The 14,884-nt window shown below is 73.9% G+C and carries 11 protein-coding genes; 6 read left to right on the forward strand and 5 right to left on the reverse strand.

Annotation, left to right across the window (positions count from 1 at the left end; all coding sequences use genetic code 11):
• The first annotated feature begins 534 nt into the window (after nucleotides 1-534).
• The 3 genes from ACIO9K_RS19140 (at nucleotide 535) to ACIO9K_RS19150 (ending at nucleotide 6,050) form a co-directional block, all read left to right on the forward strand.
• On the forward strand, nucleotides 535-1,518 hold the full coding sequence (locus ACIO9K_RS19140; RefSeq protein ID WP_363619318.1) for an amino acid ABC transporter permease: 984 nt from the start codon (nucleotides 535-537) through the stop codon (nucleotides 1,516-1,518).
• Nucleotides 1,515-3,566, forward strand: coding sequence for an FAD/NAD(P)-binding protein (locus tag ACIO9K_RS19145; protein WP_400331252.1), 2,052 nt, complete (start codon nucleotides 1,515-1,517; stop codon nucleotides 3,564-3,566). The genes ACIO9K_RS19140 and ACIO9K_RS19145 overlap by 4 nt, the downstream gene beginning before the upstream one ends.
• Nucleotides 3,567-3,764: 198 nt before the next feature.
• The gene (locus ACIO9K_RS19150) at nucleotides 3,765-6,050 is read left to right on the forward strand and encodes an FdhF/YdeP family oxidoreductase (protein ID WP_400331255.1); all 2,286 of its coding nucleotides are present in this window, start codon (nucleotides 3,765-3,767) and stop codon (nucleotides 6,048-6,050) included.
• Nucleotides 6,051-6,103: 53 nt separating this feature from the next.
• Here ACIO9K_RS19150 and ACIO9K_RS19155 read toward each other — a convergent pair whose 3' ends face one another.
• Nucleotides 6,104-7,723, reverse strand: coding sequence for an NlpC/P60 family protein (locus tag ACIO9K_RS19155; protein ID WP_400331258.1), 1,620 nt, complete (start codon nucleotides 7,721-7,723; stop codon nucleotides 6,104-6,106).
• 333 nt (nucleotides 7,724-8,056) lie between these two features.
• Here ACIO9K_RS19155 and ACIO9K_RS19160 point away from each other — a divergent pair, with 333 nt between their 5' ends.
• Nucleotides 8,057-9,241 carry an anion permease gene (locus ACIO9K_RS19160; RefSeq protein WP_400331260.1) on the forward strand — a complete coding sequence of 395 codons (1,185 nt, stop codon included), beginning with the start codon at nucleotides 8,057-8,059 and terminating at the stop codon, nucleotides 9,239-9,241.
• A gap of 26 nt (nucleotides 9,242-9,267) precedes the next feature.
• Nucleotides 9,268-9,516 carry a hypothetical protein gene (locus ACIO9K_RS19165; RefSeq protein WP_063347835.1) on the forward strand — a complete coding sequence of 83 codons (249 nt, stop codon included), beginning with the start codon at nucleotides 9,268-9,270 and terminating at the stop codon, nucleotides 9,514-9,516.
• A gap of 102 nt (nucleotides 9,517-9,618) precedes the next feature.
• Here ACIO9K_RS19165 and ACIO9K_RS19170 read toward each other — a convergent pair whose 3' ends face one another.
• Complete coding sequence (locus tag ACIO9K_RS19170) at nucleotides 9,619-11,166, reverse strand: MDR family MFS transporter (RefSeq protein ID WP_063347836.1); 1,548 nt, start codon at nucleotides 11,164-11,166, stop codon at nucleotides 9,619-9,621.
• A 209-nt stretch (nucleotides 11,167-11,375) separates the two neighbouring features.
• Nucleotides 11,376-11,825: a MarR family transcriptional regulator gene (locus tag ACIO9K_RS19175; protein ID WP_363581937.1), complete on the reverse strand. Its 450-nt coding sequence runs from the start codon at nucleotides 11,823-11,825 to the stop codon at nucleotides 11,376-11,378.
• A gap of 112 nt (nucleotides 11,826-11,937) precedes the next feature.
• Between ACIO9K_RS19175 and ACIO9K_RS19180 the strand changes: the two genes are divergently transcribed.
• A complete protein-coding gene (locus ACIO9K_RS19180; RefSeq protein ID WP_363581935.1) occupies nucleotides 11,938-12,990 on the forward strand; it encodes an ABC transporter permease in 1,053 nt (350 codons plus the stop codon).
• Nucleotides 12,991-13,059: 69 nt separating this feature from the next.
• Here the strand turns inward: ACIO9K_RS19180 and ACIO9K_RS19185 are convergent, their stop codons facing one another.
• Together ACIO9K_RS19185 and ACIO9K_RS19190 are read right to left on the reverse strand one after the other, a co-directional pair.
• Nucleotides 13,060-14,280, reverse strand: coding sequence for an ROK family protein (locus ACIO9K_RS19185; RefSeq protein ID WP_400331265.1), 1,221 nt, complete (start codon nucleotides 14,278-14,280; stop codon nucleotides 13,060-13,062).
• A gap of 18 nt (nucleotides 14,281-14,298) precedes the next feature.
• Nucleotides 14,299-14,841: a GtrA family protein gene (locus ACIO9K_RS19190; RefSeq protein ID WP_363619324.1), complete on the reverse strand. Its 543-nt coding sequence runs from the start codon at nucleotides 14,839-14,841 to the stop codon at nucleotides 14,299-14,301.
• Nucleotides 14,842-14,884: the final 43 nt, after the last annotated feature.

The following is a 14,884-nucleotide window of genomic DNA, read 5'->3' on the forward strand; positions in this document are numbered from 1 at the left end:
GCGGGAGGAGGTGGGAGGCAGGCGTGGACGAGGGAGTACTGCCGGAGTTCAGTGCGAGGTCGTCGGACGGCAGCGTGCGCCTGGGACGCCGTCAGCTGCGGACGGCTGGTCCCGGCCCGCGGCGGGGCAGACCGAGGGAGGGCTCCCCGCGGGAGATCGGGGCCGGACGGGCGGCCCGCTGCCGGGTCAGCCGCGACACGCCGCGGACCACACCCGACCGAAGTCGATGTGGTCGCGGGTGACCAGGGGCTGCTCGGCGTACATGGCCTCAAGTTGAACAGCCCGCCAAGTGGTCCGTCAACCACCCATCATTGCCGCTCTGTTGCGATCTCCTGTCGTCCTGCGACCGGTCCGCGCCGGGCCCCGGTCGGGGCCCGGACCACCCTTGACAGCCGTCGATCGCGCATGCGTACGATCACGGCGGAGTGCAGTGCACAGCGCCGGCCGTGTTGAGGGACGCGGGCCGGTGCGACGGCCGTACGTGACCACACCCGTACCTCCCGCCCGCCCGCACCTCCGCCAGGAGCCGCCGCCATGGCCACCCCGCAGGACCTCCTCACCGCCCGCTCCACCCCCGCCCCCGCGGGCGCCACCGCCCCCGACCGCCCCGGCCCGCCGCCCGACCCCGGCGCCCGGATCGTCGCCCGCCGCCGGCCCGGGCAGTGGGTCTGCGCCGGGATCGCGCTGCTGCTGGCCGCGATGGCCGTCAACTCCGTGGTGCGCAACAAGGCCTTCCAGTGGGACGTGGTCGCCGACTGGTTCACCGCCGGGTCGGTGCTCAACGGCCTCACCCTGACCCTCTGGCTCACCGCCGTCACCCTCGCCCTCGGCTTCGTCCTCGGCACCGGCCTCGCCGTCATGCGGATGTCCGGCAACCCGGTGCTGCGCACCCTGGGTTGGGGCTACATCTGGATCTTCCGCTCCACCCCGCCGCTGGTGCAGCTGCTGTTCTTCTTCAACATCGGCGCGCTCTACCCGACCCTCGGCCTGGGCATCCCGTTCGGCCCCGAGTTCGTCACCGTCAAGACCGTCAACCTGATCGGCCCCACCCTCACCGCCGTCATCGGCCTCACCCTGCTGGAGACCGCGTACGCCGCCGAGGTGATCCGCGGCGGCATCCTGTCCGTCGACCGCGGCCAGCTGGAGGCCGCCTCGGCGCTCGGCCTCGGCCGGTGGCGGGTGCTGCGCCGGATCGTCGTCCCCCAGGCGATGCGCTCGATCGTGCCGACCGCCGGGAACATGCTGATCAGCGCGCTCAAGGGCACCAGCATCGTCAGCGTGCTGGCCGTCTCCGACCTGCTCTACTCGGTGCAGCTGGTCTACCTGCAGTCGTACCGGGTCATCCCGATGCTGGTGGTCGCCACCATCTGGTACCTGGTGGTCACCACCCTGCTGTCCGTCGGCCAGTACTACGTCGAGCGCCACTACGCCAAGGGCGCCACCCGGGACGGCCTGCCGCCCACCCCGCTCCAGCGGGCCCGGGCCGCCCTGCGGCGGCTGCGCGAGGTGGCGGCATGAGTGTCCTGGTGATCGTCGGCGCGGGCCCGCGGGGCACCGGGCTGCTGGAGCGGATCGCCGCCAACGCGGCCGAACTCCTGCCCGCCGAACGGCCGTTGCACGTCCACCTGGTCGACCCGCACCCGCCCGGCGCGGGCCGGATCTGGCGCCACGAACAGTCCCCGCTGCTGCGGATGAACTCGATGGCCGAGGACGTCACCATGTTCACCGACGAGCGCTCGACCATCGACGGGCCGGTCCGCCCGGGCCCCTCGCTGGCCGAATGGGCGCTCCGGCGGCGGGAGTTCGCGCCCTACCGGGAGGTCGCCGACCCGGCCGTCCGGGCCGAACTGGACGCCCTCGCGCCCACCGACTTCCCCACCCGCCGGGCCCAGAGCGCCTACCTGGACTGGGCGTTCCGCCGCGCCGTCGCCGACCTGCCCCCGCACGTCACGGTCACCGTGCACCGGGACACCGTCCGGCGGATCGACGGCCCGCCCGACGGCCCGCAGACCGTCCACCTCACCGGCCGCACGCTCACCGCCGACCACGTCGCCCTCACCCTCGGCCACCTCGACTCCACCCCGCACCCCCGGTACGCCGCCGACGCCGACTTCGCCGCCCGGCACGGCCGCTTCCACCTCCCGCCCGCCTACTCCGCCGACGCCGACCTGGACGGCATCGCCCCCGGCGAGCACGTCGTGCTGCGCGGCCTCGGCCTGGCCTCCGTCGACCTGGTCGCCCTGCTCACCGAAGGGCGCGGCGGCCGCTTCGAGCCCACCGGGGACGGGCTGCGCTACCGCCCGTCCGGCCGCGAACCGGTGCTGCACCTCGGCTCCCGGCGCGGAGTCCCGTACCACTCCAAGACCGGCTACCGCCTCCAGGGGCCGCCCGCCCCGCTCCCCCGGTACTTCGACGCGGCCGCCGTGGACGCCGTCCTCGCCACCGGCGGTCCGCTCGAACTCCGGCGCGACTTCTGGCCGTTGATGGCCAAGGAGACCGCCTTCGGGCACTACCACGAGCTGTTCCACGCCCACCCCGAGCGCACCGCGCTGCCCTGGCCGGAGTTCCTGGCCCGGTTCGACCGGCACGACTGGTACTCCCCCGCCCTGGCCGCCCTGGTCGCCGAGGCCGTACCCGACCCGGCCGACCGGATCGACTTCGAACGGCTCGACCACCCGCTGGCCGGCCTCGAACTCGGCTCCACCGAGGAGCTCCAGCAGCACCTGCGCGCCTACGTCACCGCCGACGCCGACCGCCGCGCCGACCCCGCGCACAGCGCCGACCTCGGCGCCTTCCTCGCCCTGCTCTCGCTGTTCGGCCAGCTCCCGCGCATCCTCGCGACCGGCCGGCTCACCGCCCGCTCGGTCGCCGAGGAGGTGGACGGGTGGTTCTTCGGCTACTTCAGCTACCTCGCCTCCGGCCCGCCCGGCTTCCGGCTGCGCCAGCTGCTCGCCCTCTCCGAGGCCGGGATCGTGCGCTTCCTGGGCGCGGGCGTCCGGGTCGAACGGGACGAGGCCACCGGCACCTGGCGGGCCGGCGGCGCCACCGTGCCGGGCCACACCGTCGCCGCCACCGCCCTGGTCGAGGCGTACCTGCCCAAGCACCAGCTGACCCGCACCCTCGACCCGGTGCTACGCGAACTGCACCGCGCCGGGCGGCTCGTGGAGGAGGTGGTCGCCGACGAGGACTACACCCACCGCTCCGGCCTGGTCACCATCGCCCCCGGCGACAGCCGCCTGCTCGACCCGGCCCTGGGCGGCGCCCCGCACCCCCGGCGCACCGCACTCGGCCCGCACACCAGCCTGCGCGCCGCCGCCGCCTTCGCCCGGCCCCGCACCAACTCCCCGGGATTCCGGCAGAACGACGCCGCCGCCCGCGCGCTGCTGCGGGCGCTGGCCGCGCTCCCGGCCGCCGCCCCGGGGCCCGTCGACGATCCCCCGCCCGCCCGCCGCCGCCAGGGCACCCGCCTCGCCGCGCTGTCGGCGGTCGCCGCCCCTGCTCCGCCGTGCGGTCAGCGCACCCCGCCACCGCCGCGCCCGCCCTCCGGCCGGACGAGGGGGGCCTGAAGGCGGGCCCCGGGGTGGGCCCGGCCGCGGGTTCAGGGCCCACCCCCGCCTCTCCGACTCCACCGACGCCCGTTCAGCCCCCCTCCCCCCGCCTTCACCCGGATGGAAGGATGGGCCCTGAGCCCCCGTGACGAAGCGGCGGGCCCGACGGCCCCGGTGTCGCGGCCGCCGGACGAGCAGAGCCGAGGAGAAGCGGTCATGGCCAAGCAGGCCCCGCAGAGCGACCCGGCGCAGGACGCCCCCGAGGTGTCCGCGCCCCAGCACGCGGCGGCCGGGCTGCCCGCGGTCGGCCACAGCCTGCGGATGGCCGCCGAGCAGATGGGCCCCCTCCGCACCCTCGCCACGCTGCGCAAGGTCAACCAGCCGGACGGCTTCGACTGCCCCGGCTGTGCCTGGCCGGAGCCGGGGAAGACGCACACGGCGGAGTTCTGCGAGAACGGTGCCAAGGCCGTCGCCGAGGAGGCCACCGAGCGCCGGATCCGCGCCGAGTTCTTCGCCGCCCACCCGGTCGCCGAGCTGGCCGGGCGCTCCGGCTACTGGCTGGGCCAGCAGGGCCGCCTCACCCAACCGATGCTGCTCGACGAGGGCGCCACCCACTACACGCCGGTCTCCTGGGACGACGCCTTCGCGCTGATCGCCGAGGAGCTGCGCGCCCTGGACACCCCGGACGGCGCCGCCTTCTACACCTCCGGGCGGACCAGCAACGAGGCCGCCTTCGCGTACCAGCTGTTCGCCCGCCGGCTGGGCACCAACAACCTGCCGGACTGCTCCAACATGTGCCACGAGTCGTCCGGTTCGGCGCTCACCGAGACGCTCGGCGTCGGCAAGGGCAGCGTCAGCCTCAAGGACCTCTACCAGGCCGACCTGATCATCGTGGCCGGCCAGAACCCGGGCACCAACCACCCCCGGATGCTCTCCGCGCTGGAGCGCGCCAAGCGGACCGGCGCCACCATCGTGAGCGTGAACCCGCTGCCGGAGGCCGGCCTGGAGCGCTTCAAGAACCCGCAGCACGCGCGCGGCCTGGTCGGCCACGGCACCAAGCTGACCGACCTGTTCCTGCAGATCCGCCTCGGCGGGGACCTGGCGCTGTTCCGCGCGCTCAACCGGATGATCCTGGAGCAGGACGGCGTCGACCGCGCCTTCGTCACCGAACACTGCCACGGCTTCGAGGAGTTCGAGGCGCAGGCGGGCACGACCGACCGCGCCGAGGTGCTCGCCGCGACCGGCCTGCCGTGGGAGCAGATCGAGGAGCTCGGCCGGCTGGTGCTGGGCTCCCGGAAGATCATCGTCTGCTGGGCGATGGGCCTCACCCAGCACAAGCACGCCGTCCCGACCATCCGCGAGGTGGTCAACTTCCTGCTGCTGCGCGGCAACGTCGGCCGCCCGGGCGCCGGGGTCTGCCCGGTGCGCGGGCACAGCAACGTCCAGGGCGACCGGACGATGGGCATCTTCGAGCGGCCCTCGACGGCCTTCCTGGACGCGCTCGGCGAGGAGTTCGGCTTCGAGCCGCCGCGCGCGCACGGCCTCGACTCGGTGGACACCATCCGGGCGATGCGCGACGGCCGGGTCGGGGTGTTCTTCGCGATGGGCGGCAACTTCGTCGCGGCCACCCCGGACACCGACGTCACCGAGGCGGCGATGCGCCGCTGCCGGCTGACCGTGCACGTCTCCACCAAGCTCAACCGCTCGCACGTGGTCACCGGCGCCCGCGCACTGATCCTGCCCACCCTGGGCCGCACCGACCGGGACGTCACCGGCGCCGGCGCCCAGTTCGTCAGCGTCGAGGACTCGATGGGCCAGGTGCACTCCTCGCGCGGCGGCCTGCGCCCGCCCGCCCCCGGCCTGCTCTCCGAGACCGCGATCGTCTGCCGGCTGGCCCGCGCCGTCCTCGGCCCCGGGGACACCGTGCCGTGGGAGGACTTCGCCACCGACTACGACACCCTGCGGGACCGGATCGCCCGGGTCGTCCCCGGCTTCGAGGACTACAACGAGAAGGTCCGCCGCCCCGGCGGCTTCACCCTGCCGCACGGCCCGCGCGACTCCCGGACCTTCCCCACCGCGACCGGGAAGGCCAACTTCACCGTCAACCCGCTCACCGCCCCCGAGGTCCCGCCGGGCCGCCTGCTGTTGCAGACGCTGCGCTCGCACGACCAGTACAACACCACCGTCTACGGCCTGGACGACCGCTACCGGGGCATCAAGGGCGGCCGCCGGGTGGTCCTGGTCAACCCGGCCGACGCCGCCGAACTCGGCCTGGCCGAGGGCGACTTCGTCGACCTGGTGAGCGAGTGGCGGGACGGCGTCGAGCGGCGCGCCCCGCACTTCCGGGTGGTCCACTACCCGGTGGCCCGCGGCGGCGCGGCGGCCTACTACCCGGAGACCAACGTGCTCGTCCCGCTGGACTCCACCGCCGACATCAGCAACACGCCGACCTCCAAGGCCGTGGTCGTCCGCTTCGAGCCGGACACCGGCGCCCCGGCGTGACGCACGCGAAGGCCGCCCGGTGTCCGCGGACGCCGGGCGGCCTTCCTCATGACTCAGTTGGTGCCGAGCGGCAGTGTCGCGGTGGCGCTGCCCGGGGCCCCGGCGCTCGCCGAGCCGGTGGTGGTGGAGGCGGCGGTGCCGGTGGAACCCGGGGTGCCGGCGCCGGTCGGGGTGGGCGTCGCCGGGCCCGTGCCGGTCGGCGCCGGGGTGCCCGTCCCGGTCGGGGCGGGCGTGCCGGTCCCGGTGCCGGTCCCGGTCGGCGTCGGCGTGGGCGTGGGCGTTCCGGGGGCGGTGGTGCCGGTGCCGGACGGCGTCCCCGGGTCGGTGGGCGTTCCGGTGCCGGACGGCGTGCCGGTGCCGGTGTCCGCGGGCGTGCCCGGGGTGGTGGACGGCGTGCCCGCGGTGGCCGGCGGGTTGGCGGGCGTGCCGGGGGCCGGGGCGGTCGGGACCTGGTTGGCCGGGCTGGGCGCGATCGGGGTGACGGTGTCCCAGCCGGCGGGCAGGTCGGGCACCTTCCAGCTGCCGCCGGCCTCGTCCGCCGCGCCGGACGGGTCGGGCCGCACCGCCCCGAGGATCGGCATCGAGCCGATCGGCGACACCTTGATGACGGCGCCCGGCCGGGGTGCCTGGACGACCAGCCCGCCGCCGATGTACATCGCGACGTGCGTGGCGCCCTCGAAGTAGATGACCAGGTCACCGGGGCGGAGCTGGTTCAGCGCGATGTGCGGGAGCTGGGCCCACTGCTCCTGGCTGGTGCGCGGGATCGGCAGCCCGGCGTGCAGCCAGGCCTGCGAGGTGAGGCCCGAGCAGTCGTAGGAGTCCGGCCCCGCGCCGCCCCACAGGTACGGCTTGTTGAGCTGGGCGAGCGCGAAGGCGACGGCGGTGCGGCCGGCCGCCGACGGGGTGCGCTCCCCCTTGCCGAGGGCGCCGGAGGCGAGGAAGGCGAGCTGGGCCTCGTCGGCCTTGGCCTTCTCCAGCTTCTCCAGTTCGGTGCGCTGGGCGCCGGTGAGCGAGGAGACCAGCTGCTCGACGGAGGCGAGGTCGGTGGCGACCTTGGCCTTGGCGGCGTCCTGCTGGGTGACCAGCGTCTGGGAGGTCCTGAGCGCGTCCTCGGTCTGCTTCGTCAGGCCGGCGAGGGCCTCGCGGTCGGTCTTCAGCCGGTCCAGGAACTCGGACTGCGAGCGGCTGGCGGCGGTGAGCAGTTCCGCGATGGTGACGGCCTCGTACGGGTCCTTGGAGAGCAGCAGTTCGGCGTAGGCGGAGGCGGCGCCGTTGCGGTACTGGGCGGCGGCGAGCTGGGAGGCGATGTCGGTGCCGGCGTCGACCTGCTTCTGCTGGCGGTCCAGCCGGCCCTGGAGGTCGGTGAGCGCGGCCTGCTGCTCGGCGACCTTGGCGACGGCGCCGTTGTACTGCTCGGTGGCGGTCTCGGCGCTCTGGTAGAGCGTGTGCAGCTGGTCGAGCAGCGGGCCGAGGGTGGCCTTGGCGGCGGCGAGCGGGTCGTCGCCCGGGCTGGCCGCGGTGATCGAGGCGCCCGGATCGGGGGCGGCGTACGCGGCCTGCGCGGCGAGCGGGAGGGCGAGCGCGGCGGCCGCGAGGGCGGCTCCGCAGCGCAGTGCCGCCCGCAGCCAGGGCCGTACGACTGCCGATTCAGTGCGCTGTGCAGCCCCGCCCATGGGTTGGTCCTCCCCGCCCCAGCCTGTCACCGGCGTCCCCGGATCCCGCAGATCCTCCCACGGGTTACTCACCGGAAACAGGGCGCATCCGGACTGGGAGGTTAATTCTCGGTTGATCTGTGAGACAGCTCTCAGCAAACCGGCGCGAACCGGGGCGAACTTCGCTAATGTCCAGCTCAGCGCGACCGCCGACACCCCTCCGAAAGCTTCCGGACACCACTGGGACACCAGCGGAACCACGATTCCCGGCTCAGTTCACCTTCCGTTTACCAAACAGACCTACGGTCGCGACGACACCAACGTCCGTGCGACAACTACGACGATTGTTTGGGTATGGAACACATCTCGTTCCTGGTAGCCGTTGTGATCATCACGGCGCTCGCCTTCGACTTCACCAACGGGTTCCACGACACCGCCAACGCGATGGCCACCTCCATCGCGACGGGAGCCCTCAGGCCGAAGGTCGCGGTCACCATCGCGGCCGTCCTCAACTTCGCGGGCGCGTTCCTGTCCGTGAAGGTCGCCACCACCATCTCCGGCGGCATCGTCAACGAGAAGAGCGGCATCCACCCCGAGATCATCTTCGCCGCACTGGCGGGCGCGATCCTCTGGAACCTGCTGACCTGGCTGCGCGGCCTGCCGTCCAGTTCCTCGCACGCGCTGTACGGCGGCCTGATCGGCGCCACCGTGGTCGGCGTCGGCATGAACGGCGTCAACTTCGACACCGTCCTCTCCAAGATCCTGATCCCGGCGATCGCCTCCCCGCTGGTCGCCGGCCTGGCCTCCTGGGGCGCCACCAAGCTGGCCTACGCGATCACCCGCAAGGGCAACGAGGCCACCGCCACCAAGGGCTTCAAGACCGGCCAGATCTTCTCGTCCTCGCTGATCTCGCTCGCGCACGGCACCAACGACGCCCAGAAGACGATGGGCATCATCACCCTGACCCTGGTGTCGGTCGGCGCCCTGCCGCACGGCGCGCTGCCGCCCACCTGGGTGATCATCTCCGCGGGCGCCGCGATCGCGCTCGGCACCTACATGGGCGGCTGGCGGATCATCCGCTCGATGGGCAAGGGCCTCGCCGACATCAAGGCACCGCAGGGCTTCGCCTCCGAGTCGGCCGCCGCGACCGTCATCCTGACCTCCTCGCACATGGGCTTCGGCCTCTCCACCACCCAGGTCTGCTCCGGCGGCATCATGGGCGCCGGCCTCGGCGGCCCGAAGGCCGAGCTGCGCTGGAGCCTGGTGCGCCGCATGGTCTACACCTGGGCACTGACCCTGCCGGCCGCCGCGCTGGTCTCGGGCGGTGCCGCGCTGCTGGTCCGCCAGGGCACCTGGGGCATCGTCCTGGTGGGCGCCGTGCTGGTGGCCGGCTCCGGCGCGATGTGGCTGATCTCCCGCCGCCAGCCGGTCAGCGCGGACAACGTCAACGACGTCAACGACGTCACCCCGGTGGAGATCCCCGCCACCGCCGCCACCGCGAACGCCCCCACCCCCGCCTCGACCACGGTCGCGGCCTGAGCGCCGCAGGCTGAGGAGCACCCGCCATGCACATCAAGTGGAACGCCCTGGCCCAGACCGCCGGTGCCAGCTTCGGCATCACCGTCGCCGTGGTCTCCGTCTTCGCGCTCGGCATCCTGGCCCTGTCCCGCCGCGAGGCCGCGCTGAGCGCCCGCGAGGGCGAGGCCGCCCAGGAGCCGGGCGGCGGCCGGCTGGCCCTGGCCGGCGCCTACGCCTGCTTCGGCCTCTGCGCCGCGGCCGTCGTCTACGGCCTGGTCCTGATCGCCGCGCCGTAGGGCGCGGTCCGACGGTTCCCGCCGTCCGCGCGCGGGACGAACCGAACGGGCCGGGGAGTGTGATCCACACTCCCCGGCCCGTTCGCGCGTCCCCGCCCGGAGTCAGCCCTGCTGGCTGGTCTTCAGCGCGGTCTCCCGGATGAACAGCACCGTGACGAAGGCCAGCGCCGCGAACGGCGCGGCCCACAGGAAGACGGTGCCGACGCCGTGCCCGAACGCGTCCGTCACCAGCGGGACGATCGGGGCGGGCAGCTTGTGCAGGTCCGGGATGCCCCCGCCGCCGGCCGCGCTCGCGGCCGGGATGTGCGCGGCGGCCAGGTTCTCCGCGAGGTAGTGGGTCACCTTGCTGTTCATCAGCGCGCCGAGCGCGGAGACGCCCATCGCGCCGCCCATGGTGCGGAAGAAGGTCACCACGGAGCTGGCCGCGCCGAGCTCGTGGCGCGGCACCGTGTTCTGCACCGCGAGCACCAGGTTCTGGCTGGTCAGGCCGAGGCCGATGCCGGTGATCGCCATGTAGACGCAGAGCAGCTTGTAGTCGGTGTCGGCGCGGGCGGTGGCGAGCAGGCCGAAACCGATCGCGAGCAGCGCCGTGCCGGCGACCAGGTAGGCCTTCCACTTGCCGTACTTGGTGATCAGCCGGCCGGCGACGGTGGAGGCGAGCGCCAGGCCGAGGATCATCGGCAGGGTCATCAGGCCGGCCATGGTCGGGGACTTGGCGCGGGCCAGCTGGAAGTACTGGCTGAGGAAGGTGGTCGCGCCGTACATCCCGACGCCGACCAGCACGCTGGCCACCGCGGCCAGGGTGACGGTGCGGTACTTGAAGAGGTCCGGCGGGATGATCGGCTCGGCGGCGCGGCGCTCGATCACCACGGCCAGGGCGCCCAGCAGCAGGCCGCCGCCGACCATCGCGGCGGTCTGCCAGGACAGCCAGTCGTAGTTCGTGCCGGCCAGCGTGATCCAGATCATCAGCAGGCTGACGGCGCCGGTGATGACCAGCGCGCCGAGGTAGTCGATCTTCGCCTTGCGCTTGACCACCGGCAGCTTGAGGGTGCGCTGCACCACCAGGATCGCGGCCAGCGCGAACGGGATGCCGACGTAGAAGCACCAGCGCCAGCCCAGCCACGAGGTGTCCACGATGACGCCGCCGATCAGCGGTCCGCCGATGGTGGCCAGCGCGAAGACCGCGCCGAAGTAGCCGCTGTAACGGCCGCGTTCGCGCGGCGGGACCATCGCGGCCAGGCAGATCTGGCCCAGCGCGACCACACCGCCGGCACCGATGCCCTGGAGGGCGCGGCAGGCGATCAGCTCGGCGGTGTTCTGGGAGAGGCCGGCCAGGGCGGAGGTGGCGATGTAGATCAGCAGGGCTATCTGGAGCAGCAGCTTCTTGCTGACGAGGTCGGAGAGCTTGCCCCAGATCGGGGTGGAGGCGGTCAGGGTCAGCAGGGCCGCGGTGATCACCCAGGTGTAGGCGGACTGGCCGCCGTGCAGGTCGGTGAGGATGTGCGGCAGGGCGTTGGAGACGACGGTCGACGAGAGCACGGCCACGAAGAGGCCGAGCAGCAGGCCGGACAGCGCCTCCATCACCTGCCGGTGGGTCATCGGTTGATCGTCGACGGCGGCTCCGACGGTCGCCTCGGCTGTGACGGTCATCTGGGTCCTTCGGCGGGAGGAGTGAGCGGGGGGCGGGGGTGCGCGGGCAGGGAAAATCGTTGCCTTACGCAACCATAGGCCCGATGGTTGACTAAGGCAACTTTCTTCAAGCCCAAGTAAAGGCCTCGCCCCGGCCGCCGCCCCGGCCGCCGCCCCAGGCCCGGTCCCAACCGCCACGGACCGGCCCCGCCCCGGGGCCCGGCCACCGGTCACTCCGCCGGCGGATCCCCGATCACGTCGTTGAAGCGGTGCAGCAGCACCGCGAAGCGGTCCACGTCCTCCGGCGACCAGCTGCCCAGCAGCTCCCGCACCCGCCGCATCCGGACGTCCCGGGCCGCCAGGTAGCGCCGCCGCCCGTCCTCGGTCAGCGAGACCAGTGCGGCCCGGCGGTCCAGCGGATCCGTCTCCCGGGCCACCAGGCCCAGCTCCTCCAGCGCCCGGATCTGCCGGCTCACCGTGGCCTTGCCGACCGCGAAGTGCACGCCGACGTCCGTCACCCGCACCCGCCCGGCCTGCTCGATGTAGCCGAGCATGCTGTAGGCCATCCCCTCCAGCTCGGGGTGCACCCGGCGTGAGAGCTCCGCCACTCGGGCCCGGCCCCGCCGGAACATCAGCGCGACCTCGCGCTCCACCGCCAGCAGGGATTCCTCGTCACTCACCGCGCCAGTATCCCGCAGCCGCACTGGCCGGAACGCGGCGCGCGGGGTGCGACAAGCCAACTAGTTCATGGTATGAAGTATCCGTTTTCCCCCAATACACAAGGAGATGTGGATGGCCGCCCCGGGGCAGGGTTTCGTCGCTGAACTGAAGGGCGCGGTCACACCGCGTGCGGCACTGCTCGTGATCGGCGTGCTGCTGCTGCAGCTCGGCTTCATCACCTCGTACGTCGGGGCGCTGCACCACCCGGCCCCGCACGAGCTGTCGATCGCGGTGGTCGCCCCGCCGCAGGTCACCCCCAAGCTGGTCCAGGGGCTGGAATCCGTGCCGGACGACGCCGTCAAGGCCGTCACCGCCCCGGACGCCGAGACGGCCACCCAGCAGATCAAGGACCAGAAGATCTACGCCGCGCTGGTCGTGAACCCGACCGGCACCGAGGACACCCTGCTGGTCGGCGGCGCCCGCGGCACCTCCGCCGCCAAGGCCGCCGAGTCCATCACCACCGCGCTGGACAAGTCCCAGGGCCGCACCGTCAAGGTCGAGGACGTCGTGCCGCTCGCCAAGGGTGACACCAACGGCCTCTCCGCGTTCTACCTGGTCATCGGCTGGTGCGTCGGCGGCTACCTGGTCGCCTCGATCCTCGGCATCAGCGCCGGCTCCAAGCCCGCCAACGTCCACCGCCTGCTGATCCGCCTCGGCGTGCTGGCGCTGTACTCGGTCGGCGCCGGCCTCGGCGGCACGATCATCGCCGGACCGGTGCTGGACGCGCTGCCCGGCTCGATCCTGGCCCTGACCGGCATCGGCGCCCTGGTGGTGTTCACGGTCGGCGCGTTCACCATGGCGCTGCAGTGCCTGTTCGACGTCATCGGCATCGGCGTCGCGGTGCTGATCTTCGTGGTGCTGGGCAACCCGAGCGCCGGCGGCGTCTACCCGGCACCGATGATGCCGCCGTTCTGGCGGGCCATCGGCTCGCTGATCCCGAACGGCGCCGGGACCAGTGCCACCAAGTCGATCGCCTACTTCGGCTCCACCAACCTGGGCATGCCGATCGTGGTCCTGGTGGTCTGGGCGCTGATCGGCATCGGCGTCGCCTACCTGGCCGTGCTGCGCGGCCCGCGCTCCGGCGGCCGCGAGATCGTCGCCGCCGAGGCGTCCTCCGAGGCCTGATCCCCCGCGTTCCTCACCCCGAGCCCCCGGCCGCCCGGCCGGGGGCTCCGGTGCGTCCCGGGCCGGGAGTCAGCCGCCGGCGAGCCGGCCCGGGTCCGCGACGACCGCCCGCACCACGCCCACCGCGGCGCCCAGCAGCGGCCCGCGCCGGCCCAGCCGGGACACCGTCAGCCGCTCGTCCGACCAGGGCCGCACCGTCACCCGGGCGGCCAGCTCGGCCCGCATCGCCGGCAGCAGCCAGGGCGCCAGCCGGGCGTAGCCGCCGCCCAGCACCACCTCGGCCGGGTCCAGCAGGTTGACCGCCCCGGCGACCGCGATGCCCAGCGCCGAACCGGCCCCGGCCAGCACCGCGAGGGTCGGCTCGTCCCCGGCCCCGGCCCGCCCGGCGAGCAGTGTCACCCAGTCGCCCCGCGCGCCCGCCGGCCCGGCCGCCCGCAGCACGGCCGCCTCCCCCGCGTACTGCTCCAGGCAGCCGTGCGCGCCGCAGGCGCAGCGGTGGCCGTCCGGGTGGACCGGCACGTGGCCGAACTCGCCCGCGTAGCCGCGCGCCCCGCGCAGCAGCCGCCCGCCGACCACGATCGCCGCGCCGACGCCGGCCTCGGCCGAGACGTACAGGAAGTCCTCCGGGCCGCCGCCCAGCCACCGTTCGGCCAGCCCGCCCAGGTTGGCCTCGTTGTCCGCCTCGACCGGCAGCTCGGCCAGTTCGGCCGCGCCGGCCGCGCGCAGCGCGGGGCGCAGTTCGGCCGCCAGCGGGACGTCCCGCCAGCCCAGGTTGGCGGCCCGCTGGAGCACCCCGCCGGAGGTGCCGACCAGCCCGGGGACGGCCAGGGTCAGCCCGGCCGGGCGCAGGCCCGACTCGGCGACGGCCGCGTGCAGCAGTTCGGCGAGGTCGGCCATGACCGCGGCGGGCCGGCGCCCCCGGTTGCGGACCTCGCGGCGGCGCCAGGTCCGGACCTCGCCGCTCAGGTCGACCACGCAGGCGCCGAGGTGCTCCACGCCGATCTCGGCGCCGAGGCCGCCGGGCCCGAGCGGGTTGAGCCCGAGCGCGGTGCCGGGGCGGCCGACCTTGCCGCTGGGCGCGGCCGGGCCCTCCTCGACGACCAGGCCGCCGGCGATCAGCTGCTCGGCGAGCGAGGAGACGGCGGCCCTGGTCAGGCCGGTCTCGGCGGCCACCTCGGCCCGGGAGCGCGGGGCGCGCGCGATCACCCCGAGCACCAGGGCCAGGTTGGCCCGGCGCATCCCCTGCTGGCTGGCGGGCCCGCTCCGAACCGCGTCCGGTTCCCCGCGCATAACCCTCACCTCACGGCCTCATGGCGCATCCCGCGGCATCTCGGGTGCAGCGTAACCGGGTTCGTACCTCGGGTGCGCCCGTTCGGCGGGCCGGGTGAAGACCCACCGCTGCATCGCCCAGAAGCGGAACAGCATCGCGGCGAAGGTGCCGACGACCATCCCGCTGAGGAAGTCCGCGGTCTCCTGGACGAACGGGCCGACGTACGGCTCGCGCAGGTCCAGGGCGTAGCGGGAGAGTGCCAGCGGCAGGTCGTTGACGGCGATCGCCATGGCACTGACCAGGAAGAACAGCAGTGCCTCGCGCGGGTGCCCGGCCGTCCGGAAGGCCCAGCGACGGTTGAGCACGTAGGAGACGACGGTCGAGATCACGGTCGCGATCGTCAGCGCGACCACCGGCTTGTGCTCCAGCACGGTGAACTTCAGCTCGAAGTCGATCACCAGGGTGAGGGTGAAGCAGGCGCCGCCGACCAGCAGGAACTTCACCAGCCTGCGGTGCCGCACCAGGAACGGACGCAGCCGGGCCGGCACCCGGGCCAGGGCGCGCTGCGTGGGGGACGGCATCTCCGCAGTGTGGCACGCGCAGACGCCGTCCTCCCGTCGATCC

The organism is Kitasatospora sp. NPDC087271 (assembly GCF_044744605.1).
Lineage (GTDB): Bacteria > Actinomycetota > Actinomycetes > Streptomycetales > Streptomycetaceae > Kitasatospora.